25 protein-coding genes and 1 tRNA gene are annotated in these 26,533 nt (G+C 43.8%); 15 read left to right on the forward strand and 11 right to left on the reverse strand.

The genetic code is table 11. The features are described 5' to 3' along the window. Positions 1-433 precede the first annotated feature (433 nt). Positions 434-524 (reverse strand) — tRNA-Ser (locus tag B2866_RS02760). Between the two features lie 146 nt (positions 525-670). Here B2866_RS02760 and B2866_RS02765 point away from each other — a divergent pair. The 3 genes from B2866_RS02765 to B2866_RS02775 all read left to right on the forward strand — a co-directional run bounded on the left by B2866_RS02765 (position 671) and on the right by B2866_RS02775 (position 2,559). Continuing rightward, positions 671-1,564, forward strand: coding sequence for a DNA/RNA non-specific endonuclease (locus B2866_RS02765; protein WP_296190489.1), 894 nt, complete (start codon positions 671-673; stop codon positions 1,562-1,564). Between the two features lie 74 nt (positions 1,565-1,638). Beyond that, a complete protein-coding gene (locus tag B2866_RS02770; RefSeq protein WP_296190491.1) occupies positions 1,639-1,902 on the forward strand; it encodes a hypothetical protein in 264 nt (87 codons plus the stop codon). 273 nt (positions 1,903-2,175) lie between these two features. Next, the gene (locus B2866_RS02775; protein ID WP_296190494.1) at positions 2,176-2,559 is read left to right on the forward strand and encodes a DUF2147 domain-containing protein; all 384 of its coding nucleotides are present in this window, start codon (positions 2,176-2,178) and stop codon (positions 2,557-2,559) included. A 146-nt stretch (positions 2,560-2,705) separates the two neighbouring features. Here B2866_RS02775 and B2866_RS02780 read toward each other — a convergent pair whose 3' ends face one another. From B2866_RS02780 to B2866_RS02795, 4 genes are all read right to left on the reverse strand, one after another. Beyond that, entirely contained in the window at positions 2,706-3,968 is a 1,263-nt protein-coding gene (locus B2866_RS02780; RefSeq protein ID WP_296190496.1) for an ammonium transporter, read from the reverse strand. Positions 3,969-4,051: 83 nt separating this feature from the next. Further along, on the reverse strand, positions 4,052-4,390 hold the full coding sequence (locus B2866_RS02785; protein ID WP_011514651.1) for a P-II family nitrogen regulator: 339 nt from the start codon (positions 4,388-4,390) through the stop codon (positions 4,052-4,054). A gap of 463 nt (positions 4,391-4,853) precedes the next feature. Further along, positions 4,854-5,708, reverse strand: coding sequence for a universal stress protein (locus tag B2866_RS02790; RefSeq protein ID WP_296190499.1), 855 nt, complete (start codon positions 5,706-5,708; stop codon positions 4,854-4,856). Positions 5,709-5,857: 149 nt separating this feature from the next. Beyond that, on the reverse strand, positions 5,858-7,357 hold the full coding sequence (locus tag B2866_RS02795) for a SulP family inorganic anion transporter (protein ID WP_296190502.1): 1,500 nt from the start codon (positions 7,355-7,357) through the stop codon (positions 5,858-5,860). 674 nt (positions 7,358-8,031) lie between these two features. On the opposite strand from B2866_RS02795, the gene murD reads away from it, so the two are divergent. Continuing rightward, positions 8,032-9,450, forward strand: coding sequence for a UDP-N-acetylmuramoyl-L-alanine--D-glutamate ligase (murD, locus tag B2866_RS02800; protein ID WP_296190504.1), 1,419 nt, complete (start codon positions 8,032-8,034; stop codon positions 9,448-9,450). Positions 9,451-9,880: 430 nt separating this feature from the next. Then, complete coding sequence (locus B2866_RS02805; protein ID WP_296190505.1) at positions 9,881-11,005, forward strand: FtsW/RodA/SpoVE family cell cycle protein; 1,125 nt, start codon at positions 9,881-9,883, stop codon at positions 11,003-11,005. A 100-nt stretch (positions 11,006-11,105) separates the two neighbouring features. Here B2866_RS02805 and gluQRS read toward each other — a convergent pair whose 3' ends face one another. From gluQRS to B2866_RS02835, 6 genes are all read right to left on the reverse strand, one after another. Further along, the gene (gene gluQRS, locus B2866_RS02810; protein WP_296190543.1) at positions 11,106-12,065 is read right to left on the reverse strand and encodes a tRNA glutamyl-Q(34) synthetase GluQRS; all 960 of its coding nucleotides are present in this window, start codon (positions 12,063-12,065) and stop codon (positions 11,106-11,108) included. A 227-nt stretch (positions 12,066-12,292) separates the two neighbouring features. Further along, the gene (gene dksA, locus B2866_RS02815; protein WP_068404274.1) at positions 12,293-12,736 is read right to left on the reverse strand and encodes an RNA polymerase-binding protein DksA; all 444 of its coding nucleotides are present in this window, start codon (positions 12,734-12,736) and stop codon (positions 12,293-12,295) included. A gap of 503 nt (positions 12,737-13,239) precedes the next feature. Continuing rightward, a complete protein-coding gene (locus B2866_RS02820; protein WP_296190509.1) occupies positions 13,240-14,076 on the reverse strand; it encodes a metallophosphoesterase in 837 nt (278 codons plus the stop codon). A gap of 288 nt (positions 14,077-14,364) precedes the next feature. Continuing rightward, a complete protein-coding gene (locus B2866_RS02825) occupies positions 14,365-15,198 on the reverse strand; it encodes a metal ABC transporter permease (RefSeq protein ID WP_296190513.1) in 834 nt (277 codons plus the stop codon). A 66-nt stretch (positions 15,199-15,264) separates the two neighbouring features. Next, complete coding sequence (locus tag B2866_RS02830; RefSeq protein ID WP_409520892.1) at positions 15,265-16,002, reverse strand: metal ABC transporter ATP-binding protein; 738 nt, start codon at positions 16,000-16,002, stop codon at positions 15,265-15,267. A gap of 165 nt (positions 16,003-16,167) precedes the next feature. After that, positions 16,168-16,716: a transcriptional repressor gene (locus tag B2866_RS02835; RefSeq protein ID WP_296190517.1), complete on the reverse strand. Its 549-nt coding sequence runs from the start codon at positions 16,714-16,716 to the stop codon at positions 16,168-16,170. Positions 16,717-16,954: 238 nt separating this feature from the next. Here B2866_RS02835 and B2866_RS02840 point away from each other — a divergent pair, with 238 nt between their 5' ends. The 10 genes from B2866_RS02840 (at position 16,955) to B2866_RS02885 (ending at position 26,464) form a co-directional block, all read left to right on the forward strand. Then, positions 16,955-17,839 (forward strand): metal ABC transporter solute-binding protein, Zn/Mn family, encoded by an 885-nt coding sequence (locus B2866_RS02840; RefSeq protein ID WP_296190520.1) that lies wholly within the window; start codon positions 16,955-16,957, stop codon positions 17,837-17,839. A gap of 334 nt (positions 17,840-18,173) precedes the next feature. Beyond that, entirely contained in the window at positions 18,174-18,581 is a 408-nt protein-coding gene (locus tag B2866_RS02845; protein ID WP_296190523.1) for an ATP synthase subunit I, read from the forward strand. A 726-nt stretch (positions 18,582-19,307) separates the two neighbouring features. Continuing rightward, a complete protein-coding gene (gene atpB, locus B2866_RS02850) occupies positions 19,308-20,174 on the forward strand; it encodes a F0F1 ATP synthase subunit A (protein ID WP_068404261.1) in 867 nt (288 codons plus the stop codon). Between the two features lie 33 nt (positions 20,175-20,207). Continuing rightward, on the forward strand, positions 20,208-20,456 hold the full coding sequence (gene atpE / locus B2866_RS02855) for a F0F1 ATP synthase subunit C (RefSeq protein WP_025651437.1): 249 nt from the start codon (positions 20,208-20,210) through the stop codon (positions 20,454-20,456). Between the two features lie 117 nt (positions 20,457-20,573). Continuing rightward, positions 20,574-21,044: a F0F1 ATP synthase subunit B gene (locus B2866_RS02860; RefSeq protein ID WP_025651436.1), complete on the forward strand. Its 471-nt coding sequence runs from the start codon at positions 20,574-20,576 to the stop codon at positions 21,042-21,044. A gap of 13 nt (positions 21,045-21,057) precedes the next feature. Next, positions 21,058-21,681 carry a F0F1 ATP synthase subunit delta gene (locus tag B2866_RS02865; protein ID WP_296190528.1) on the forward strand — a complete coding sequence of 208 codons (624 nt, stop codon included), beginning with the start codon at positions 21,058-21,060 and terminating at the stop codon, positions 21,679-21,681. A 91-nt stretch (positions 21,682-21,772) separates the two neighbouring features. After that, the gene (gene atpA, locus B2866_RS02870; protein ID WP_068404258.1) at positions 21,773-23,317 is read left to right on the forward strand and encodes a F0F1 ATP synthase subunit alpha; all 1,545 of its coding nucleotides are present in this window, start codon (positions 21,773-21,775) and stop codon (positions 23,315-23,317) included. A gap of 249 nt (positions 23,318-23,566) precedes the next feature. After that, positions 23,567-24,448, forward strand: coding sequence for a F0F1 ATP synthase subunit gamma (atpG, locus tag B2866_RS02875; protein ID WP_296190540.1), 882 nt, complete (start codon positions 23,567-23,569; stop codon positions 24,446-24,448). 50 nt (positions 24,449-24,498) lie between these two features. After that, entirely contained in the window at positions 24,499-25,932 is a 1,434-nt protein-coding gene (gene atpD / locus B2866_RS02880) for a F0F1 ATP synthase subunit beta (RefSeq protein ID WP_068404254.1), read from the forward strand. 115 nt (positions 25,933-26,047) lie between these two features. After that, positions 26,048-26,464, forward strand: coding sequence for a F0F1 ATP synthase subunit epsilon (locus B2866_RS02885; protein ID WP_191690707.1), 417 nt, complete (start codon positions 26,048-26,050; stop codon positions 26,462-26,464). The last annotated feature ends 69 nt before the right edge of the window (positions 26,465-26,533 follow it).

A 26,533-nucleotide genomic window follows, 5' to 3' on the forward strand; every position in this document is an offset into this window, starting at 1 on the left:
AACCTCAAATATATCATCTTGCTTCGGCTGTCACCCTTCTTTTATTACTCCAGCATACTTTTTGATACACCACCCACTATATTTATCAGGACACGAAGGTGTGCATTTCTCACTAGGTTTGAGCTTGCGTATCTTACTATCGTTTAACATGTTGGTCTATTCCCTATGGCTACAAGCTATATGAATCAATAGATACAACAAAAACGTTGGTCTAAAGCTGAATCATAAAGCTTAAATGTTGGTCTTTTTGAGGTCTAATGAAATCATAGACCAACAGATAGACCAACACAAGCCATAGGATAGGTGGGTCACATTGGGTCGAATTGGGAAAATAGTAGGCATAAAAAAAACGCTAGACGCGTTATTTATAAAGGGTTTGGTTGGTATATGGGTAGAATTGGGGCGAGGTGGGAAAACTGGGGTTTTATAAGATTGGCGGTGAAGGAGGGATTCGAACCCTCGATACGCTATGAACGTATACACACTTTCCAGGCGTGCGGTTTCAGCCACTCACCCACTTCACCGTTTTTTGCAATACCAAGATTTTTGGCTGCCTCAGTATAGCGGATAGCATTTAAAATGTCACGGCCTGCGCCGCATCTTTCTTTATTGCTAACTGCCTGCTAGGATAGCGCATACGTAATGGCAGGCATAGATGGTTGAAAGTGGCATGATAAGTTTTTTTAAAGATAAAGCACCGGTTAAAAATAACCTCATAATGGCAGTATTCACTGTCTTAATAGGGATGTCGTCTGCACAAGCGGATGACCTCAGCCAGTGTAGCCAGTCGTTTTATGGTGGCGTCTATCCTGAATTCACCAATCCTAAGCTTAGCAACAATACCCAAGCGCTATGTATGGACGGTTTTGCCGTTATGTACTCGGGCGTCTCACGCACTCCGCTTTGGTCAGCAGAATATCTCGACCGCAAGCGCTTGCAGCAAGCCAAACAGATTGATCGTGAAGACAGTTTTCATGAAGAAAGCCGCCTGCCAAAATCCATGCGCGCCAAACTGTCTGATTATTCAGGCTCCGGTTACGATCGTGGGCATTTAGCGCCTAATGGCAATATGGCCAATCGCAGCCAGCAGTACGATAGCTTTAGTCTTGCTAATATCGCGCCGCAATCACCGCGTAATAATCGCTATATTTGGCGTAATATTGAATCAGCCACGCGCTATCTAACCCAGCAATACGGTGAAGTTTATACTGTAACTGGAGTTGCATTTACTGATAAAAAGACCAAACAACTGGCGGATCGTGTACTGGTACCCAGTCATTTTTTTAAGGCGGTTTACATACCTGCGAGTAATCAAGCAGGCGTGTATTATGCGCCCAATGATGAATCAGAGCGTATAGAAGTGATTAGTCTCGATGAATTAACCGCCAAGATTGGCATCGACGTGTTACCGGTACTTGATGCCCAAACCAAAGCGCGCGCATTTGATTTACCATTAAAGGCAGGTGACAGCTCAGATTTACCCGAAAATACGCCAGAAGAGCCCACTTGGATGTTATTTGTGCTGGCTATCATCGACTGGCTCGTGGCACAATTAAAAGCATAAGGCGTCTAAACGTCACTATATTCCCACAGCATTGCAAATTCACGTAACGCACTGTTAAGGTAGAGGAGGCTTAAATGATTGAACCCTTTATGAATAATCATGAAAGTATGCAAATTGGCGATTTGGTCATTGAAAACCAAGAAGATAAAATCATCATTTATGGTGACATTAATCTGGTATTTAACGACACTGGTTATGAACAAGCGCAGCAGCTACATGAGCTGACCAGCAAAATTATGCTGGCTTTTAAAAATCGCAGTCAATATAGCAATTACGATGATAAGTCAAAACAAAAAGATGACCAAGCGGATAAAATTATAGACAATCCGTTCCTGTAACTGTTTGATATGCTTTTGATTTTAGAGAAATAATAAACTATAAAAAAATTACTAGGCAAAATCTTAAAATTGCTTATAATGGGTCAAGACATCGCTTATGTCGATCGAACTTTTTCTGTCAAACCAATCATTGATAACATATTAATGAAGGTTACTTGCTTAAAACGAGCGTAGAACCACAAGGTTTGCAATAAAAGATTGTTGATAAAAGGATAAGCGAAGACATTAGAAACACACTGTTTCTAGTAATCATTAAATGAAGGGAGTCAGTTTATGAAATTATTCACAAAAACCACTTTAGCAGTTGCTGGTATTAGTATGGCAAGTATGGCATTTGCCGCTGACCCATTACACAACACCACTTGGCAGACTTATGACGAAGGCCAGCCAAAAGGTTTGGTCAAAATCACTGAATCTAATGGTGTCCTTACTGGTACATTAATTGATACCAACTCAGCTAAAGGCAAAAAACACGTTGGTACCACTATTATCAAAGGCTTAAAAGCTGACGGTGGTGGTAAATACAGTGGCGGTACAATCACTGACCCTGAAAAAGGTAAAGATTATCGTATGACCGCCAATCTAAGTGGTAGTACTTTAAAACTAAAAGGTTATATCGGCCCATTCTCACGTAGCCAAACGTGGAAAAAGAAATAAGCAGATATACTCCTATTTTATAAATTTTGGTTGTTAGACCAACCTTTATAAAGAGACAAACTGTAAAAGAATAAAGAATCCCGCAAGACTGAAAGGTTTTGCGGGATTTTTAGTGCTATAAATTTTATCAACAGCGGTTTTATGGTTTACCTTATAAACTCTGGATAGGCTTCCATACCACATTCTGCGATATCTGCGCCCTGATATTCTTCTTCCTCAGAGATACGTAGGCCCAGCACAACCTTAATAATACCCCAAACGAGCAAGCTACTGATAAACACCCAAGTAAATATGGTCGCTGCGCCAGCAATTTGTCCTAGTAGAGTAGCTTTTGGGTTGGTTAATGGCACTAGCATTAGACCGAAGAAGCCAGACACCCCATGCACAGAAATAGCGCCAACTGGATCATCGATTTTTATTTTATCTAACATAAGGATGGATATGACCACGATGACGCCTGCAATCATTCCAAATAGCGTTGCTTGCAGCGCTGAAGGCGTAGAGGGTTCGGCGGTGATAGCGACCAGACCTGCTAATGCACCATTTAATAACATGGTCAAATCTGCCTTACCAAAAATCATGCGTGCGATAATAAGTGCGCCAATCGCTCCACCTGCAGCAGCGGCGTTGGTATTTAAAAACACCATGGCAACGGCATTGGCGCTAGCAATATCGCCAAGTTTGAGTACGGAGCCGCCGTTAAACCCAAGCCAGCCCATCCATAAGATAAGCGTACCAAGCGCCGCTAAAGGTAAATTGGCACCGGGAATCGCACGTATCTCACCGTTAGGGCCATATTTACCTTTACGCGCCCCTAAAAGTAGAACGCCCGATAGTGCCGCTGCCGCCCCTGCCATGTGCACGATACCTGAGCCTGCAAAATCAGAAAACCCCAAATCGCCAAGGCTAAATAAGCCAAATACGGCTTTACCGCCCCAAGTCCAGCTGCCTTCTAATGGGTAAATAAGCCCTGTCATGACAACGGCGAACAGCAAAAAGGACCATAATTTCATACGTTCTGCCACTGTCCCTGAAACGATTGACATGCAGGTAGCGACAAAGACCACTTGAAAGAAGAAATCGGAAGCCGCCGAGTATACCGCATCGCCATTAAAGCCGTTTTTAGCTGAGCTCGTTAAAGCATCGGCAACCAAGGTTTCAGTGCCTGCGATACCGCGCAAAAACAAATTACCATCATACATAATGGCATAACCACAGATCATATATAAGGTACAGGCGGTAGCAAAGAGGGCAATATTTTTGGTGAGGATTTCGACGGTGTTTTTTGAGCGTACCAGTCCAGCTTCTAACATGGTAAAGCCAGCGGCCATCCACATGACTAGTGCACCACACATCAAAAAATAAAACGTATCTAGCGCGTACTGGAGCTCAAAGATTTGATTTTGCATATTAATTCCCCCTTGAATAGATGCAATACAGTGATCGAGGTGACCTATAAATCCGTGTTTATAAGTGGTCTGGCGCTTAACTATTAAATAGCGTCAGGGCCAGTCTCACCGGTGCGAATACGAATGACTTGTTCAAGATTGGTCACAAATATCTTGCCGTCACCGATTTTTCCGGTACTGGCAATACGCGTAATGGCTTCGATAGCAGGCTCGACCATTTCATCCATCACCGCTACCTCAACTTTCACTTTAGGTAAAAAGTCCACCACGTATTCAGCACCGCGATAGAGCTCGGTATGACCTTTTTGACGACCAAAACCCTTGACTTCGGTGACGGTAACGCCCTTTACACCGATGTCAGAAAGCGCTTCACGCACATCATCGAGCTTAAACGGTTTTAAGATCGCAGTGATTAGCTTCATAAAAAAATCCTTATATAGATGATGTCGCAGGTTAATAGAGGCCTTTTGCTGGCTCGTATTATTGTCAGGCTCATGGTAAGTCGTTCAAGAACTGTGCCAAACCTACTCAAGGGGGTTGGTAGGTTTGTACGCATTTTCTCAAAAATAATCATGATAATGACAGAGACCTTTGCCTATATCGCAACGATAACATTGCTTTTATGAATATAAGTTAAGTCATCAACCTTTAACGTTGGGAGAATAAACACTTTATTATAACCAACTTTTTAAGCGCTTGGGGAGGCTATCACTTTATTTCATGTGACGATTTGATAAGAAATTTGATAAGAAATCTAATAAGAAAAACGCGAGGAGACGCCAGAAAAGTAAGCACGTGAGAATTTTCAAAACGTCGATTATTAAAAACGCTATTATTAATAATAGCGTTTAAAATCAAAACTATATATCTAAATAAAAGAAGGTTTTAAGCTTTAGGGAAGAGTAAATACGGGGTTTTGGTGCTACCAAGCAGTTTTTTGGTTTCACTACCTTTTAGCAGCTCAAGCAGACGCGGTTGCCCAAAGGCACCCGTCATCAGCAAACCAATATCGTTTTTGCTTTGATAGTAATTTAAGGCGGCAGTCACATCACGGCAGTCGAGCAAGGCTTTTTTACATTTGATACCCGCTTGTTTAAGGCGTGCATAGGCTTCCCGCAGTGCATCGCAGTTTTCTGAATTTTCTTTAGCAACCATGACAATGTGTATTGTCAAAGCGCGAATAAGCGGCGTTTTACACAGCCAATTGAGCAGTTTATGCGAAGTTGGGCTATTATCAAAAGCAAACAATGCCGTCGTTGGGGGCAAAAATGGTGCATGGGTCACCAAAATGGGGCAGTGACTCAAACGTATCAGCTGACTCAAGGTTGATTTGCAAGTCACATGATGACCAATGACGATTAATTGTGCTTTGTCGTCAACATAATCAATGCTGTCACTCAAGCTTTCATGACGATGCAAGGTATAGGTTTTTAGCTTTTGATGTTGCTGCTCACAATACGTGCTGGCTTGGTGTAGCAGCAGCTTACCTTGAGCTTTTAGCTCGCTATTGCTCAAATGCTCTTGTGCCGTGAATTGGTCTAGCAAGATATTTTCATCGTCAACATTGAGACAACCGGAATAATCAACGGCCGCTTTTTGTTGCAAACTTGGTACAGAGTGCAGCAGACCAATAGGTGCTTGCAGACGAGTAGAGGCCCACATACTGGCATCCAATACCGCTTGCACATGATTGGGGCAGTCCAAGCAAGCAATCACACTATCTGGCTTCAAATTACTCATAAGGGCACCACCTATCTCAATAATAAAAACACAGGCTCGTGGTTTAAAGGAGTGCCTTTAAGCCGCGAGCCTGATTTTATATACCAATATAATTGCTGATGAATAAAGACACTATTGCAGTCAGCTTGATAACACCAATACCGTTTTGTTTAATCTAAGAGTCCAATATCTCGGCGATCGTGAATCGAAAAGCGATCGATAAGGGTACGGCTGGCGCTGTTGAGTCCAACCACTTTGACATCAATACCTTCGCGCTGCAAACGCATGACCAGTTTATCCAAGGTGTCGACGGCACTCACGTCCCAAAAGTGGGCGTGGCTAACATCGATTTGTACGCTGTCCAACGCTTCTTTGGTATCAAAGCTTTGCAAAAACTGCGTCGTTGACGCAAAGAAAACCTGTCCTTGCACATAGTAATAACGAGTGTTGCTACTGTCGTCATACTCACTAAAGACCGTTAAGAATTGCCCGATCTTATTGGCAAACGCCAATGCTGAAAGTAGCACCCCGACGCCAACGCCGTACGCTAAGTTATGGGTAAAGACAGTGGTCAAAACGGTCGCCAGCATCACGATATTAAAGGACAGCGGGTGGGTTTTAAACTCTCGAATAGATTGCCAATTAAAGGTGCCGATAGAGACCATAATCATCACCGCCACCAATGCTGCCATCGGTATTTGGCTGACCCACTCACTTAAAAATACCACCAAGATGAGTAGCACCACGCCAGCAATAAGCGTTGATAAACGCGTACGGCCGCCAGATTTGACGTTAATCATTGATTGCCCAATCATCGCGCAGCCTGCCATACCGCCAAAGAAGCCTGATACGACGTTGGCCATACCTTGACCCCGGCATTCACGGTTTTTATCACTGGGCGTATCGGTCAACTCATCAACGATGGTCGCGGTCATCATAGATTCTAATAAACCTACGATGGCAAGCGCGATAGAATAAGGTGCGATAATGACTAAGGTTTCAAAGTTCAGCGGAATGTCAGGTAATAAAAACACCGGTAAAGAATCAGGCAAATCACCCATGCTACCGACGTTACGAATATCAAGATTCATATACATGGCGACTGCAGTCAAACCAACGATACAAATCAGCGGTGAGGGAATCACGCGCCCGATTTTAGGAATCAGCGGAAATAAATAAATAATCGCAAGGCCTGCCGCCGTCATGATATAAACCGTCATGCCGACGCGCTCAGTCATTGGGTTCAGCTCAGGCAACTGAGCGGCAAAGATTAAAATCGCCAGCGCATTGACAAAACCGATGACCACCGAGCGCGACACAAAGCGCATCAAGTTACCAAGTTTTAAAATACCCATGATGATTTGAATGACGCCGCACAGTAACGTAGCGGCAAGCAGGTACTGCAGCCCGTGCTCGGCGACCAAATCAACCATCACCAGTGCCATTGCTCCGGTCGCCGCCGAAATCATACCCGGCCGTCCACCGACAAAACTGATGACCACAGCGATGCAAAATGAGGCATACAAACCGACTTTTGGGTCGACACCAGCGATAATAGAAAAGGCAATCGCTTCTGGAATCAAGGCCAGTGCGACCACTAAACCTGATAACGTATCACCGCGAATATTGGAAAACCACTCTTCACGCAAACTGCCAAAAAAAGATGTCATAAGTAAACTGTATAGGGTTAGAGGCAAAAAAAACAACCATTTATGATCGAGCAATAAAGCGCCCCATTAAAATGTTTGTATCGAGACTAACGGTTATCGACCTTTATAGCGGTATCAAACAAACCGTCACCCTTAATCGACAGGATAACAGTCCTTAAAATCATGAATAAGTGTTTGCCGTGAATACGGCGGAAGAAGATACATCTCTTGTCAGACAAAACGTCAAAATATAAGGCAGCGGTTGCCTGTTATGTCCACCTCAGCATAAAAAACATAACTGCAGGACGATGACAATGGCGCGATAAGGGTGACAACATGCTACACTAAAATGCTAGATTAAAGATTGGGTTAAATAGTGCTCACTATAGTAGCGGTTGTTATTAAGGCGGCTATTATAGCATTAGCGAGGCAATATAAAAACAGGCGCATAATAACACAAAGCCTCAAAAAACCAGTACCGAAATCAGGGCAATGGCTTTATGATGCTCATCAGCCAAAGTGGCTTATTGACACAGGTTCAGACAGATTTAGGCAGACTTGCTCAAACTGGCTTAGAATGCTTGTAGCCCTGACGTTTAGCGTAAAGCCCACTATAAAAAGCCATTATCAATACTATTGATAAAGCTAAGATGCTTGATACAATTTTGTTCGTCCAATAGATAGAAGGAATAGATATGACCACTAACACCGCAACAGAATCCTTACTTCATAAGGGCAGTGGTTTACAAGTCGTGGTCGGTTTGGGGCAGTCGGGACTGTCGGTTGCGCAGTATTTGACCAAGCAAGGTTACCAAGTCGCTGTCACCGACAATCAAGTCAATCCCACTTTAGCAGACCAATTACCTGCTGCTGCTGAGATTCGCCAATTTGGCGCGATAGACGCCGATTTATTGCAGCGAGCGGCTCGTATTATCATCAGTCCAGGCATCTCTTTAAAAACCCCGGCCGTTGCTGCGGCGAAAGAGGCGAGTATTCCTGTTGTCAGCGACATTCAATTATTTTGTGAAGCGTGCCGCGTACCGATTGTTGCGATTACAGGCTCTAACGCTAAAAGTACCGTCACCACCTTGGTTGGACAAATGGCCGCCGATGCCGGGGTCAATGTTGGCGTAGGTGGCAATATTGGCGTGCCAGCACTGACGTTACTGTCCAATACCGAGATGGAATTGGCTGTTATCGAGCTATCAAGTTTTCAGTTAGAGACCGTAACTAATTTAGGCGCGCAAGTAGCTACTGTGCTCAATATGTCGCCTGACCACCTAGACCGCCATGGCGATATGCTCGGCTACCATCAGGCCAAGCATCGTATATTTCAAGGCGCCAAGTCAGTGGTTATCAATCGCGAAGATGCCTTGACGCGCCCGCTAGTGGCTGATAATTTGCCACGCTTAAGCACGGGCATTCACGCCCCTGACAAAGGTCAATATGGACTGATTACCGACTCAGAAGGGCAGACGTATTTGGCCCGCGGGACAGAGCGCCTGCTATCGGCAGATAAACTACGTATCAAAGGTCGGCATAATTTACTAAACGCCCAAGCAGCTTTGGCATTGGGTGAGCTGGCAGGTTTACCACTTGATAGTATGCTCGCTACCTTGCAGAGCTTTACAGGACTTGAGCATCGCTGCGAGTATGTGGCTACGATCGCTGGCATTGATTATTTTAATGATTCTAAAGGCACCAATATTGGCTCAACCATGGCGGCAGTCGAGGGCTTAGGAGCGGTATATGCGCCTAAAGACGGTAAACTGCTATTAATTTTAGGTGGGCAGGGTAAAGGTCAGCAATTTGGCGAATTAACGCCATTTATCAATCAATACGTCAGCCAAGTGCTGTTTATTGGCGAAGATAGCCAACAGATTGAGCAACATTTACGCGCCGCACGTATCAATGATGATGAGGTCTCGATGCATCAATGCCAAACGCTAGAGGGCGCTTTTGCAACAATTCAGCAAGTCACAAAAAGCAGTTTATCGCAAGTACAAGCGGTGCTCTTATCACCAGCTTGTGCCAGCTTCGATCAGTTTAGTGGCTTTGCGGAACGCGGCAAATACTTTAGTCAGCTGGTCAACCAATTAGATAAGGCGTCATAAGGTATCTTGTTACCAGATAAGACTTCTTGATTTGAGGTAGTATGAGCATTAGGTTTTAAGCGGTTTGGATTAGCGTTATAAAATGGCAGGCGTTTTTTGATAAATGATTGTTTTGCTTATAAATTGCTGCTACTGTCAACTAGGTAATAAAGCAGGCGATAAACGATTTGCAAACCATCGTTGCTATTCATGTTGCTAACCACTGGACTATTAATACTGACAAGCTAAACGATTAACAATCGGGGTTTGTCACCGCTTTGCTGTCTGCTATTATCTGTTGGATAAAATCAACTTCATTTTTTTAAACGGTGGCGTTTTATAACGCCGTGTTTTCTTGTTTGCTAGTGTATATAAAATTATGGCGCTCTCTTCTTTTTTTCGATCAAACTCTCAATCGCCGCGAGCTACTGGCTCAGATGGCGTTCTCTCCATGCCCTCAGCGCGCGCCATTTTATTAGCAAGCGTTGGCTGTATGTTGGTGCTCAGCTTGTTGATGGTGGCTTCTGCTTCTATCCCGTTTGCCCTCAGTCGCGGCATGAGCGAGCTGCATTTCTTTTATAATCAGCTTTTGTACATGGCGATTGGGCTGGTTATCGCTGGTATTTCTTATAAAGCGGTATCGCTAAAAAGGCTTTATAAAACCGAAACCCAGTTTATGCTCTTGGCCATCACGGGGTTATTGTTGTTTGCCACTTTATTTAGTACGCCCATCAATGGCTCGAAGCGTTGGCTCACGCTCGGCGGTTTTAACTTTCAGGTCGCAGAGCTTGCCAAACTGGTGATGATTATCTTTGTCTCAGACTTCGTTGTAAGGCGCTCATTTGAGGTACGTAACGGCTGGGATGGCTTTTTACGCATAGCCATCGTGGTTGGATTGATCACCGTTCTGTTGCTGGCGCAGCCAGATTTTGGCTCTTTTGTGGTTATTATTGGTACGGTCTTTGCCATTTTTTATATTGCTGGCGCGCCTTATAAGCAGTTTATCGCGCTCGGTGCCGTCGCCGTTGGCGGTGCTGTATTGATGGTGGCAACCGTACAATACCGACTGGTACGGGTGATGTCGTTTTTAGACCCTTTTGATGATGTACAAGACACTGATTATCAGCTAGCACGTAGCTTAATTGCCTTTGGTCGCGGACAGTTTACTGGCGTCGGCTATGGCGAAAGCGTGCAAAAACTGTCGCATTTACCAGAGGCGCATACCGATTTTCTACTCGCTATTACTGGTGAGGAGTTGGGCTTCGTTGGGGTGACCATGATTCTCATCTTTGAAGCACTGATTATCGGAAGTGCGATGCGCATCAGCTATAATGCTCTAAAACGTCGTCAAATGCGCATGAGCTATACCGCTTTTGGTATCGCGGTGGTGTTTATTGCGCAGACGATTATTAATGCGGCGATGAATATGGGTGCGATTCCAACCAAAGGTTTGACCATGCCGTTTTTCAGTTATGGTGGCTCGTCGATGTTGATTAGCTTGGTGATGGTGGCGGTTTTATTAAAGATTTATAAAGAAAGCCCTGAGATTGAAAAGAGCCAGTGCCGTTATTACTAAGTCATTTAATGATTAGATTATTTACAGCAATCCAGTTATTAATGATAAAAAAGCGTCGCTCATAGCGGCGTTTTTTCTATTAAGGCTTAGCGCGATTTTATTAAATGTTAGGCATATTTAAAGACTGCCTATTTTGCAGGGGTAAGTTATCCCACTGTGCAACTGCTTGAGCAAGCATGTTTGTCGGAGTGTCTCTATCAACGGCAGGTTGCTGTAATAGCTGCAAAGCATGGGCAATTAGATGACTTGGGTCATGGGTATCAATTGGCTGGGCAAGGTTTTGTTTAGAGAGCTTTTGACCGTCAGGACTGCATATCAATGGTAAATGATACCAATGATCGATAGCGGGTAAGCTTGCTGCACGCATGATGCTAATTTGCGCAGTAGTCATCGGTAAAATGTCCAAGCCGCGCATAATATGGGTAATGCCTTGCAAGCCATCATCGAGGCTGGCAGCCAAAATATAGTTAATCATGCCGTCTTGGCGACGCACCACCATGTCTCCCAAGCTTTGCTGCGGATTGCTCCATTGCAGGCCTTGAATACCGTCTTTAAAGCCGATACGGTAATCTGGTAGCTGTATACGCAGTTTATTTTTTTCTTTATCAAGATTGGCATTTAGACAACAGCGCGGATAGCGTTGTCTGTGCAGCAGTTTTTCCTGTACCTGCTCTGCGTCCATGCTTTCTCCTATGGCCTTACGCTCCCAATAACGCTCAAGACTTTTACGCGAGCACTGACAGCCGTAAGTCAGCGGATATAGGCTTGAAGATAAATAATCGTTGTAAATATCAAGGCGCTCAGATTGGTAGATGACATCGCCATCCCAGTGCAGCCCCAGCACTTCTAAATCAATCAAAATCTGCTCGGTAAACTGTCTATCACAGCGCTCGGTATCCGTGTCTTCGATACGCAGTAGCCATTTGCCACCAAGAGATTTGATATGACAAAAGCTGGCAAGTGCCGTGGTTAACGACCCAAGATGCAGCTCACCGGTTGGCGACGGCGCAAAACGACCAATAGGTTGGGGTAAAGTAGAGGTAATAGGCGTATTTGCCATAGAGGTAGCAGATGTTTTCAAAATAGACACTTAGCTAAAGTAGGAATAGATAGAATAAGTAAATCGATGCCAAAAAGATATTTGCTAAATATGCGTATTTTGTTGGTGCCGTGTCAACCACTAAAAGCTATTTAACAAGAAACAACACCATAAAACGCAACGAGCGACCAATAAATGGCCGCCCGTATGCGTATTAACATAATTAATGACTGTTAAATTGGCTGGATTTAAGCGCCTTGGTTTTGACGCTCTTTAATCTCAGACAAAGTTTTACAGTCAATGCACTGGGTCGCGGTTGGACGCGCTTCAAGACGACGCAGGCCAATCTCGACGCCGCAAGTTTCACAAAATCCATAATCCTCGTTTTCAATTTCAGCGATAGATTTATCGATTTTGCGAATCAGCTTACGTTCGCGGTCGCGCGTACGCAAGGTTAAGGCAAACTCTTCTTCTTGCGTAGCGCGGTCATTGATATCAGGCATGGCACTGGACTCATCTTGGATATAAGTCTTGGTACGATCCGCTTCGCCAATCAATTGATGCTTCCAATCTAATAAAATGGCTTTAAAATGCGCCAACTGCTCATCCGACATGTATTCTTCATTTTCGGCAGGCGCATAAGGGGTGAACTTTACATCACTTGGATTTGGGTTTGGGGTCAGGGTGCTCATATGGGTATCCTACTTTTTCAAATTAATTCAATAAAACGACCTATCGACAGACAAGACGTTATCAATTTACCAAACGCTATAAATGGTTTCTTTTATAAGCGTTTTACCACTTAGTGACACAAGTAACACAGCTGATCTAAACATACGGTTATTTCGATATACTGCTAGCGATCTATCGATTATCAATGGTCAGGTATATTGTTATGAATGTTTTTATTTAAATGCTAGCCGTTAAATAAAGCTACAAATCACTGACTGTGGAAACTTAGCTTGTGGTCGATTTAGCCATCCTAGCTATTATAATTTTGTCTAAATATAGACCGTTCTCATTTTTTACCTTATTTATGATATAAGTTATTTATCATTCTTAGCTTTATGTTTACATTGCTAGTATGAGCAATCGCGCCGTGGTGGTCTATAAAACCAGCACTCTTCGCTAGCCCTATAACATACACACTCTGGCAAAATTATACTAGCCAAATTTATGCCAATAAAACTGGTTGTCAAGTATCTAGTCTTTCCACCCAGCTTGCAACCTCTCCATTGTTGGCTAATTGCAACCAGCGATAGCCGGGCAGGGCGCTTTTATCATAAGCAAAATCATCTGCAAAAGGCTTAAACTGATAGCAGGTAGAGGGCGTGCTATAAACCGTTACTCCTTGCCGATGGCGGACTTGCTCTTGGTGGGTATGCCCGCTGATAATGACTTTGAGATGTTTAAAAGCCGCCATCCGTTGCCAAAAAATATCGGCATTTTCGACCATATGCTGATCAATCCAGTCCGAATCGACTGCTATCACATGATGGTGCAGCGCAATAAGCGCAGGCTTAGCGCAGGCCTTTAGCTGCTCACATAGCCAATCAATGTCGGTTAATGTCACTTCCCCTTCTACCTTGCCTGTCATCGAAGAGTCTACCAACAGCAACTGCCAATGGTTAGTTTCGATAACATGACGGTTTAATAAGCGTCTGTCCGCCGGTCTGGCGATAAGCTCACGCTGGAAGAACGGTAGCTCGCTATTATTTTCATCAGTGACATCATGGTTGCCGGCGATACAAGCAAAAGGGATACCCGTTGCTTGCAGTACTTTAAAAATATGATCGTAGATCTCTGCTTGTACTTTATTGACCAAATCGCCTGTCACAAGGATTAAATCGCAGCGCCGCTCCTCACTTAACGCTTGTTTGATGATCGCCTCAAAACTGTATTGGCAAACCGCTACTTCGCTACTGGTTTCGTCAGCCGCCGGCACGTGGGAGGATAAGTGCAAATCGGTAATTTGCAAAACATTGACCTGTCCGTCTGGCGTGCTGATTGCGCTGGCGGGGTAGCTAAGCATGGGGTTTAGTCCCTTATCAAACAAAACGATAAAAAATTAAAATATGATGAAACGAAAACATTGGTTAAATAAAAACAGTCTTAAATTAAAGCGGCGGGCATTTATTAAACCAAATATTCACCAACTATCGCATTGATAGTATTCAGGAAAGTTTATAACATAATGGGCATTAAAGCTCTAGCAATATTGATGAAATAAAGTTCGACAAGGGCGAAGCAAATATCAAAATCACGACCTGAATAGTCATGGCTGAGCTCATTACAAATCCTGTGCTCTATCCCAATAAATCTAACGGCGTGGGGACCAAAATTTTGCCAAGATGGAATTTTTGCTTATGAGCTTTGAGATAATGAGCGCCACAAAGAATAAAATAGCCAGTACCAAAACGATAGCAAGCCCCGTTTGGATATCTAGCCAAATACTGCCCCAAACGCCAAGCGTAACGCCCAGTTGGGCAATGATTAAAGAGATAACGACCATTTGTTTTGGTGATGCCGACCATAAGCGCGCTGTCAGTGCTGGCAACACCAATAGACCGCTGATTAATAAGCTACCAACGGCTTGCAAGGCAATGGCACAAAACCCAGCTAATACCCCCATAAAAAACAAACGTTGACGCATCGGATTGATCCCTTGAATCCGCGCGAGCGCCTCATGAGTCGCAAGCTTGATTTGTGCGGGCCAAATATAAATCAGTAATCCCAAGCCCACTAAAACACTGGCCGCAATCAACGGCAAATCTGCCCAATCAAGCTCAAGCAAATTGCCAAATAAAAAACCTAAGACGTTGGCTTGTTGATCGGTAAGCTGCGTCAAAGTTAATAACCCTAGACACAGCAGCGATACCGCAACCACCGCCAGCACCGCATCGACCGGCAAACGCTCATCATCGATGAATACCAAGCCCAGTACGACCAAAATACTGACGATGCCAATGCCAATGCCCATCGGTAATTGCCACAAAACTGCCAACGCCACACCAAGTAACGTGCCATGTGCCAAGGCATCGGCAAAAAATGCCATGCGCCGCCATAAGACTAGGCAGCCTAAAGGCGCAGAAAGTAGCGCTAAAATGCTACCAGCAATCCAAGCAGGGGCGATGATGGCTAACCAAGCGGTCATAATAGATATCCGTGATGTTTGTATAAAAGGGACAAGGTAAGTTGCCTGAAAAGCTTGGTTTTTTAATTATATTTCACTTGGGGCATGGTGCTCACAAGCGTGCGGTTGATGCACATAAGGCTGCTCATAATGATGACCAAAGAGTTTTTGAAACTCCAAACTGATGGCAAGCTCACTTGGTTGCCCTTCGCAGCAAATATGCTTATTCAGACAAATAACGCGGCGGCTGCCTTTCATGACCCAATGCAAATCGTGTGAAACCACTAGCATAGCGCAGCGCAAAAATTCTGGCAGCTCATCGATAAACTGATAGAGCCAAACCTCAGTATCAGGGTCAAGCCCTTGCATCGGCTCATCTAAAATTAATAAATTGGGCTTGTCTAATAAGGCGCGTGCCAATAATACCCGCTGGGTTTCACCGCCTGATAAATGCAGCATTTGCCGCGACAATAAATGTGTCAACGATAAATTATCAAAGATAAATTGGCGCTGCTCAACCGTTAAGCGCTTTTTATCGGCTTGCGCCAATAAATCACAAACGCGTAACGGTAAAATAGGCGGCACGGCAAAGCGCTGCGGTACATAGCCAAGTTGCAAGTTTTGGTGTGGCGTTACCTGGCCACTCGTCGGTTCGATTAAGCCCAAAATAAGCTTGACTAAGGTTGATTTGCCCGCGCCATTAGGACCTATCAGACTGACCGTTTCATTAACGGCGATATCAATATCGATATGCGAGAGGATATGTTGCTGCCCGATATGGTAACTGATATCACTTAAGCTCAGCAGTTTGGTGGCATTAGGCATTATCTTATCACTCAGATTAACAGCAGAGGATGGTTTGGTTGGTAAAATTGCTAGGCTCATAGGGCAGTACTGATGTATGGATAATAATTAAAAAAGACAGAATAACGGTTCAGCATAAAGGTATAAACCCAAAATACAGGCAAAAAATATAAGCAAACCATTACTTTACTGACACGCTTGGCAACGACCGCTCAATTCAATGACGCTACGCTCGACCATAAAGCCAACATCTTGTTCCGCAAAGCTCATCATTTCTTGTACTGGCAAGCTGCTGCATTCTTGTACCCGCTGACACTGCGCACAGATTAAAAATGCTGCCGTATGCTGGGCGCGGGGATGACAGCAAGGCACATAAGCGTTGATAGAGGTTAGCTGGTGAATCAAGCCTTCGCTCAATAAAAACTCCAAGCTGCGATAAACCGTCGGCGGAGCGACGTTTTTTGGCGTTTGAGTATTTGCTTGATGGCTCGAGCTATCACTTTCTGCTTCAGGCTCGGTAAGGCGCATCTGCTGCAATTGGGTGATTAAATCATAAGCGCCCACTGGTTTATTGGCTTCTAGCACCAGCTGGTAGATTTGTTGACGCAGCGGCGTAAAGCGCGCGCCGCTTGAGCGACATTGCTCTTTGGCTGCTAGTAAACGCTCATTGACATCGGACGCTGTAAAATCTTGCACATCATGGATATGAGCGCAAACAGATGAATGAGTAGACATGCAGCAAGCTCCTAAAGATGATCTAGCGGTGTGACGGACAGCGTTTTTAGATAATGGATATTTTATAATGGTTTTTTATATTGTTATAGTATAACATACTAAAAAGCAAAACAGAGAAGTCCTTTGCATTTATTCACAGGTCTGTTGTTTTATAACCAGAATAACGTTGCACAACATTTATAACTACCTTTGCCATTTATCCTTGAACCTTTATCCTTAAACCTTAAAAGCCGTCATTATGATTTCATTTTTTAAAAACTCTATGCATTTACCTCTGCGCTTACCGCGATTGTTCATAACTGGCGTGCTTACATTTGCCTCATTAATGATGAGCGCGCAAGCGGCAACGGTGAGCGTCAGTAACTATCCGCTATTTTTATTAAGCCAAGCGGTGACGGAAGGCGCACCATCTGCCAAGCAATTATTGCAAGCAGGGGAGGTAGGGCATCACGGCAGTATCAGTCCCGGCGATATCAAGGCAATTCAAAACAGTAAGTTTGTGGTTTGGTTTGGCGAGCCGCTAGAAAACAATCTAGCCACCACGCTCAATAGTGCACCAAATGCGATTGCCTTATTCAAGTTCGATGCCTTTAATCGTCATCCACTGCGTGATGTTAAAGGCAAAGCCATTGCTGGCACGCTCGATCCACATATTTGGCTCGATCCTGAAAACGCCAAAGCCATTACGCGAGCACTTGCCGTCATTCACAGCCATGCCAATCCGCAATATAAAAAGCTCTATCATGCCAATGCACAAAAATTTGCCCAGCGCATGAATGAGGCCGTGGCGGCAGCCAATAAAAACCACGCGCAAAAACCTTTGCCGTATTGGGCTTATCACGATGCTTATCAATACATAGAAGACAGCGCCAAGCTTAAACTAATGGGTAGCTTAAGTACCGATCATCATTTAGCGCCAAAAGCCAGTCAATTACGCTGGTTAAATGAGCAGCGCCCAGCAAAACAAATGTGTTTGGTCAGCCCAAGTCAGCCTGCTAAAGGTTTGCTGGCAAAATTACAACCGGTTAAAAGTACCGTCCAAGCGGAAGATATGAGCAACAGTAAAGATTTTATTAGCGGTTGGCAGGCAATGGCGCAACAAATTCGCCAATGTATCTCCTAACTGTCGGTCAAACTCTCATGGCAAGTTGCGCTTTTAAGCGGGTTAAAATGATGAAAGACTCATTCACTGAGTAATATCCAGCAAATTAACAGTAGAATAGGTGGATTTAGAGGTTATTAGCGTTGCTTTATTGACTCTGTAGAGAGATTTTCAGGGTTAAATAACTAAATGCTTGATAAAAGGCATATTTCACTTGCTTAAAATCTGCTTGCTCCCTATAATAAGTGGCGTTTTATTTTGGTTAAAAGATAACGTCTGTAGAGTGAGTCATTCACGGATAATATTGTCGCAACGGTGCGGCGTTGTCCCACGTTATAGAGCTATAGAAATATCAATGACCAAGCCTGCCAAACGCACCCAAAGAGATAAGATTGTTATTTATCTAAAACGCCAAGCATGGATTTTATTTATCCTGATTGTGCTCGGTTGGATAGTAGATGTTACTTGGTTGGGTAATAACGGCAATACGCTTGTTATTGCAAAGAGCAACGCTATTGGGGCGCTACTCAGTTTTGCCACCCAAGCGGTCTTTGCTGGATTTATCTTTTGGTATACCGGATATCGCGCGCGCAGACATATTGTCAGCCAGCTATATCGTGGTCAAATGGTCAAATGGCTACTGACCGTATGTGGTTTTGCACTAATTTTTATTACCATACAACCTCTATCAGCGCCTGCGCTATTCGTCGGTTTTATGGTAATGCAGATTAGTCACAGTTGGATGTTGTGGCAGATACGCTAGATTTAGCAGCTATTATAATTTTAATAGCTTAATAATACAGTACGTACATTTGTCATCCTGCGGTCCAGCTTCTCTAAGATTACTGTTATAAAGTCATCAATCAATGATTAAATGACTGAAAACTGTTTTTACAATAAAAGTATGAATAAAGACGCTTAACTAGAGCTAAGCGTAAAAATCGCGATAAGTAACCCTCTTTTTAAATAGGGTGTTTAAATACAATTAAATTGTCGGCTTTGATGGATATACGCAAAGCCATAGTAGCGAACGTTAACAGCGGTTAACGTATTCATACCGTAAATAAAAAAGTCATAATTGACTTTACACGATTACAACGCTGCATTAATATAGACAGCTAACTGTCTTGCTGCTGAGCACCGTATTAGGTGTGATGAAAGTAAAGCGAGACAAGTAAACACATACTTAAAAATTTGCGTAGATATGCAAGGGCCATTAATGAATAATCGTGCGCCCTTTTTTGATAGCTAAAATTTATCCATGACTATCAAATTGAGCGGTCGCAATAAAAAATTGGTTATTCAGTCATTTAAGAATAACAGAGTAGTTATAGAGCTATGGGTTGGATGTTATTGGTTACATGAGGGCTGTCACAGGATTTATTGATTTGCTTTGTAGTAGATTAAATAAAACCGCCAACACCTCATCAGATGACAACCATATTTTTTGGTAGTTGATTAAATCGTTGATTAATAAGAAGCTTACATTATGGCATCCGAGCAAACATCATCAGAATATATCTCTCACCACTTAACGAATTGGACGTACGGCTATCTGCCGGGCGAAGGTTGGAAAGTTGCCCATACTGCTGAAGAAGCAGGGTTAATGGGTTTTAAAGCTATCCATCTTGACTCCATGTTATGGTCAATCGGTCTGGGTATTTTATTTTGTGCCATCTTTTGGATGGTTGCCAAAAAAGTTACTTCAGGCGTTCCCGGCAAAACTCAAGCAGCGGTTGAGATGATCGTTGAGTTTGTTGATAACAACGTTCGCGATTCTTACAGTGGTACCTCAAAATTGATTGCGCCGCTAGCGTTGACCATTTTTGTGTGGATTTTCTTGATGAACTTAATGGATTTATTGCCTATCGACTTCATTCCAAGTCTAGCAGGTCAAGTTGGCGCTGCGATGGGTCATGATCCACATCACGTGTTCTTCAAGATTGTGCCAACGACTGACCCTAATATCACCCTAGGCATGTCATTTTCTGTCTTTGCGCTGATTATTTACTACAGTATTAAAGAAAAAGGGTTGGGTGGTTTTATTGGTGAGTTAACACTGCATCCGTTTAGCGCCAAAAACCCAATCATGCAAATCATTTTAATCCCCATCAACTTTATCTTAGAGTTTGTTACTTTGATTGCCAAACCCATTTCACTAGGTTTGCGTCTGTTCGGTAACATGTATGCTGGGGAGCTAATCTTCGTATTGATTGCCCTGATGCCGTTTTGGATTCAATGGGCGTTATCGGTGCCGTGGGCGATTTTCCACATCTTAATTATTACCCTTCAAGCGTTCGTATTTATGATGTTGACGATAGTTTATATGTCGCTTGCATCATCAACTGAACATTAATTATACATTCAATAGGTAAATGAGGATACATCAATGGATCCAGTATTAGGTGGTTACACAGTTATCGCAGTAGCACTGCTTATCGGTCTTGGCGCACTTGGCACAGGCATTGGTTTTGCTATTCTAGGCGGCAAGTTCTTAGAAGGTGTTGCACGTCAACCAGAACTTGGTTCACAACTGCAAACTCGTATGTTCATCGTGGCAGGTCTACTTGATGCCGTACCGATGATTGGTGTTGGTATTGCTATGCTATTGTTGTTCGCTAACCCTCTAGCAGGTTAATCAGAAAGCTCAGTTGTAAATGTTTGGTGGTCAAAGTTTGTATATTAAACATAGCCAAAGTTTGGCTATCAAATATGATCAATGAAACTGATTTTTCATTAACAAAGAGGTGATCACGTGAATATCAATTCTACCCTCATCGGTCAAGCCATTGCTTTTGCAATATTTGTGATTTTTTGCATGAAATTCGTGTGGCCACCACTTATCGGTGCCATTAATGAGCGTCAGCGTAAAATCGCTGAAGGCTTGAATGCTGCAGAAAAAGCAAAAGCAGATTTAGCGACCGCGGAGCAAAATGTACAGCAGGAGCTTGATGTTGCAAAAACTAAAGCTGCTGCGCTAATTGAGCAAGCGAACAAGAGCGCCAATCAGCTTGTTGAAGATGCAAAATTGCAAGCCCAAGCGGAAGGCGAACGCATTCGTCAACAAGCGCAAGCCTCTATCGACCAAGAAATCAATCAAGCGCGTGAATCATTGCGTGCCCAAGTTGCTGAACTGGCTGTACTTGGTGCTGAAAAGATTTTGCAAGACAAAGTCGATGTGCAAAAACATGCCAGTATGTTAGACCAACTGGCGGCGAAGCTGTAATTGTGAGGATATCATGGCTGACTTATCAACCTTAGCACGACCGTACGCTAAAGCCGCGTTTGACTATGCCAATGAAAACGGGGTAGTAAATGAGTGGGAAAACTTCTTATTTATTGCCGCTACCGTTGTCAATGACAAGTCGTTCAGTACTTGGCTAGACAATCCAGCCGTTTCTGCTGAGCATAAGTCAGCTGCTTTGGTCGATCTTTATGATACGCAAGTAGCTAGCGCGAATGATTCTGCTTTTAAGCAGTTATTAGGTGAGACCCAAGGGGCTCGTCATGACCAAAACGCCAGCTATCCTAAAGTATCAGTAGCACTTAGTAACTTCGTTAAACAGTTATCAGAACAAGAGCGTCTGGCGCTGCTTCCTGAAGTTTATGAGCATTATCGCCGTCACAAGGCAATAAGCTTAAAGCAGCTTGACGCTTATGTGACCTCTGCTTATCCATTAACCGATGCCCAGCGTGATACGCTGCAAACGCGTCTTGCCGATTCGCTCAATGCGAGCGTGGTGATTCATGAGTCGGTTGATCCAAGTCTATTGGCGGGCGCTACGATTAAAGTCGGTGACAAAATTATCGATGATTCGATGCGTGGCAAGTTACAACAGTTAAAAACACAGCTAACGGCCTAATGCCAATCATCCGTGCAGCTTACTAAAGCTTGCGTGATATAAGAGCATTTAAGTCAGTGGCGGGTTATCATAAATTAAAGGAAACAAGGCAATGCAACAATTGAATCCAGCGGAAATCAGTAATCTGATTAAGCAGCGTATTCAAGACCTTGATGCGGGTGCAACTGCAAAGAATGAAGGCACGATTGTCAAAGTATCTGACGGTATCGTGCAGATTCATGGTCTTGAAGATGCCATGTACGGCGAAATGATTGAGTTTGAAGGTGAAATCTACGGAATGGCGCTTAACTTAGAGCGTGATTCTGTTGGTGCAGTAGTATTAGGCGACTTCCTAAAACTACAAGAAGGTCAAAAAGCCTATTGTACTGGTCGCATTTTGGAAGTACCCGTAGGTCCTGAGTTGCTAGGCCGTGTTGTTGATGCATTAGGTAACCCTATTGATGGCAAAGGTCCTATCGATGCCAAGATGACTGATAAAGTCGAAAAAATCGCCCCAGGCGTAATCGACCGTCAATCAGTTGATCAACCAGTCATGACTGGTTATAAAGCCGTTGATACCATGATTCCAATCGGTCGTGGTCAGCGTGAGCTTATCATTGGTGACCGTCAGACGGGTAAAACCGCGATGGCTATCGATGCGATCATTGCGCAAAAAGCATCTGGTATTAAATGTGTATACGTCGCAATCGGTCAGAAACGTTCTACCATTGCTAACGTGGTACGTAAGCTTGAGCAAACTGGTGCGCTTGAATATACCACTGTTGTCGTTGCTTCAGCGTCAGAGCCAGCAGCACTTCAATATATCGCACCGTACTCAGGTTGTACGATGGGTGAATACTTCCGTGACCGTGGTGAAGATGCGCTGATTGTATTTGATGACTTATCAAAACAAGCCGTTGCTTATCGTCAAATCTCACTATTGCTACGCCGTCCGCCAGGTCGTGAAGCGTATCCTGGTGACGTATTCTACTTGCACTCACGTTTACTTGAGCGTGCATCACGCGTAAACGCCGCGTACGTAGAAAAATTCACCAATGGTGAAGTGGTTGGTAAAACTGGTTCTTTAACCGCGCTACCTATCATTGAAACCCAAGCCGGTGACGTATCTGCCTTCGTACCAACCAACGTGATTTCAATCACTGATGGTCAGATTTTCTTAGAGTCTAGCCTATTTAACTCAGGTATCCGTCCAGCAGTCAACGCTGGTATCTCGGTATCGCGTGTTGGTGGTGCTGCTCAGACGAAGATTATCAAGAAACTGTCTGGTGGTATCCGTACTGCATTAGCTCAGTATCGTGAATTGGCAGCATTTGCTCAGTTTGCATCAGACCTTGATGATGCAACTCGCGAACAGCTTGATCATGGTGAGCGCGTGACTGAGTTGATGAAGCAAAAACAATATCAGCCAATGTCTATCTCTGAGCAAGCCGCGGTTATTTATGCGTCGAACGAAGGCTTCTTAGCGGACGTTCCTGTTGAAAAAATTGGTTCTTTTGAAGAAGCTTACTTACGCTATATGCATGATGAGCAGAGTGAATTGATGCGTGAGATTGATGACACTGCGAATTATAATGATGATATCGCAGGTCGTTTAAAGTCATCTTTAGAGACCTTTAAACAAAATCACAGTTATTAATTTAACGGGTTAAACCTGAAGTGGTTAGCGCTCGGCTTTAGAGCGCAAAAAGTGGCGCATTATTTAAGAAACTTTTTAAGTCTAAAAGACTTTCCTTTAAGATAATCGCGCCGCTGTTTTAACCAATGAAGGTCTAAGATTGCGTCATGCCACAAGATGTAAAGACATTATTTCGATAAGTTCAGTGTTTTATATTAAATGATTGTTGCATACGCCCATGCTTTTTAACCCTCTTATATTGGAATCATTATGGCAAGCTTAAAAGAGATACGTGCCAAAGTCACCAGTATTAAAAGTACCCAGAAAATTACTCGCGCTATGCAAATGGTAGCTGCTAGTAAAATGCGCCGTGCCCAAGAGCGCATGGAAGTGGGTCGCCCGTATGCTGATAGTATGCGCCGGGTTATTTCGCATTTGGTGCATGCCTCATCAGATTACAAACACCCATACATGGTCTCGCGTTCCGTTGATAAGGTTGGCTATATTGTCATCACATCAGATCGCGGCCTAGCGGGTGGTTTGAATATTAACCTATTCAAAGCTTTATCTAAAAGCATTCAGCAGTATCAAGACCAGTCCGTACAAGCCGAGTTTGCCGTTATTGGTGCTAAAGGCGTGAGTTTCTTTAAAAACTTCGGTGGTAAAGTCACTTCAGCCGTTACTGACTATGGTGATAAACCGACGTTTGAGCAATTAAACGCGCCGGTTCAAGCGATGTTAGAAGACTATAGCAACGGTAAATTAGACCGTATTTATGTGGTCTATAACCAGTTTGTCAACGCCATGACCCAAAAACCGATTGTCAACCAATTGGTACCTTTACCAGAGGGTTCATTTGGTGATGAAGAAAGTGGCATACAAACAGAGCTGAGCTGGGATTATATCTACGAGCCTGACATTAAAACCTTGATTGATGAATTACTTGGTCGCTATATCGAGTCGATTGTCTATCAAGCGGTAATGGAAAACATTGCCTCTGAGCAGTCTTCACGTATGGTTGCGATGAAAGCGGCAACAGATAATGCTGGTGACCTAATTAACGATTTACAGTTGGTTTATAATAAGCTGCGTCAAGCGGCGATTACCCGAGAAATCTCGGAAATCGTTGGCGGTGCTGCTGCTGTTTCATAATTGAAACCCTTTATAAAACCCACTATATACAGAAGTTCAAGGAGAACGCAATGAGTAGCGGTCGTATTGTACAGATTATTGGCGCGGTTCTTGACGTTGAGTTTGACCGTAACGAAGTTCCTCAAATTTTTGATGCCTTGCAAGTAGACGGCACTGAAACCACCCTAGAAGTACAGCAACAACTAGGTGACGGTATCGTACGTACTATTGCGATGGGTTCAACCGAAGGTTTAAAGCGTAACCTACCAGTGACTAACACAGGCGCACCTATTTCTGTACCAGTCGGTATGGGTACATTAGGTCGCATCATGGATGTTCTTGGTCGTCCTATCGATGAAGAAGGTCCAGTTGCTGCAGATGAGCGCTGGTCTATCCACCGTGAAGCCCCAAGCTATGCAGAACAGTCAAACAGTACTGAACTGCTAGAGACTGGTATTAAAGTTATCGATCTGCTTTGCCCGTTTGCTAAAGGTGGTAAAGTTGGTTTGTTTGGTGGTGCTGGTGTTGGTAAAACCGTCAACATGATGGAATTGATCAACAACATCGCCCTTAAACACGAAGGTTTATCTGTGTTTGCTGGTGTTGGTGAGCGTACTCGTGAAGGTAATGACTTCTATCACGAAATGCAAGAAGCGGGTGTTGTCAACGTTGAAGACTTTAGCAAATCTAAAGTTGCGATGGTATATGGTCAGATGAATGAGCCACCAGGTAACCGTTTACGTGTTGCACTGTCTGGTTTGACCATGGCTGAGTACTTCCGTGACACCAAAGATCCTGCCACTGGCAAAGGTCGTGACGTATTATTGTTCGTTGATAACATCTATCGTTATACGCTAGCGGGTACTGAAGTATCAGCACTGCTAGGCCGTATGCCATCAGCGGTTGGTTATCAGCCAACGCTAGCTGAAGAAATGGGTATGCTGCAAGAGCGTATTACTTCAACGCAATCAGGTTCAATTACTTCTGTACAAGCGGTATATGTACCTGCGGATGACTTGACGGATCCATCACCAGCAACGACGTTTGCTCACTTGGATGCGACAGTAGTACTAAGCCGTGATATCGCCTCACAAGGTATCTACCCTGCGGTTGATCCACTAGATTCAACCTCACGTCAGCTTGATCCATTGGTTATCGGTGAAGAGCATTACAACGTTGCTCGCGGCGTGCAGGAAGTTCTTCAGCGTTATAAAGAGCTTAAAGACATCATCGCCATTCTAGGTATGGATGAGTTGTCAGAAGAAGATAAACTAGTCGTTTATCGCGCGCGTAAAATCCAGCGCTTCTTGTCACAGCCATTCCACGTAGCAGAAGTGTTCACCGGTGCTCCTGGTAAATATGTGCCATTGCGCGATACCATTGCTAGCTTTAAAGCAATCATCGCTGGTGAGTACGATGATCTACCAGAGCAAGCTTTCTATATGGCGGGCGGCATCGACGAAGTTGTTGCTAAAGCAGAAAAAATGAAGTCTTCTGCAGCGTAAGTTGTATTGGTATGGGCTAACGAGTAGGTATAATATAACCTTTATATCTACTCCTCAGTAACGCATCGCAGTTTTTACTGTTTTTTGATCGCGCTTTGATGGTAAGGAATTAAGTATGGCAACGTTACAATGTCGCGTCGTAAGTGCTCGTGAAGAGTTGTATTCAGGCGAAATTAGCATGTTAATAGCTAGTGGTACCGAAGGCGAAATTGGTATATTGCCAGGTCACACCCCGCTTATTACTTTGCTAAAACCCGGTCCGATGCGCGTACAAACGCCTAACGGTGAAGAAGAAGTCATTTATGTATCTGGCGGCGTGTTAGAAGTACAGCCAAAAATGGTCACCGTACTTGCTGATACCGCTATGCGTGCGCACAATCTTGACGAAAGTAAAATCGTTGAAGCACGTAAGAAAGCTGAGCAAATGCTGGTCAACCAATCTGATACCGTACAAACCAATGCGGCATTAGCGTCATTGGCTGAATCAGTCGCCCAGCTGCAGACTATTCGTAAATATAAAAACCGCGCTTAGTCACGCTTTATTTTTTGCTACAACCATAAAAAAACAGTCCATTAGAGTAATGCCAGTCAGTTAAGGCAA

It is taken from the genome of Psychrobacter sp. UBA3483 (assembly GCF_002377905.1).
In the GTDB taxonomy this organism is placed as follows: Bacteria; Pseudomonadota; Gammaproteobacteria; order Pseudomonadales; family Moraxellaceae; genus Psychrobacter.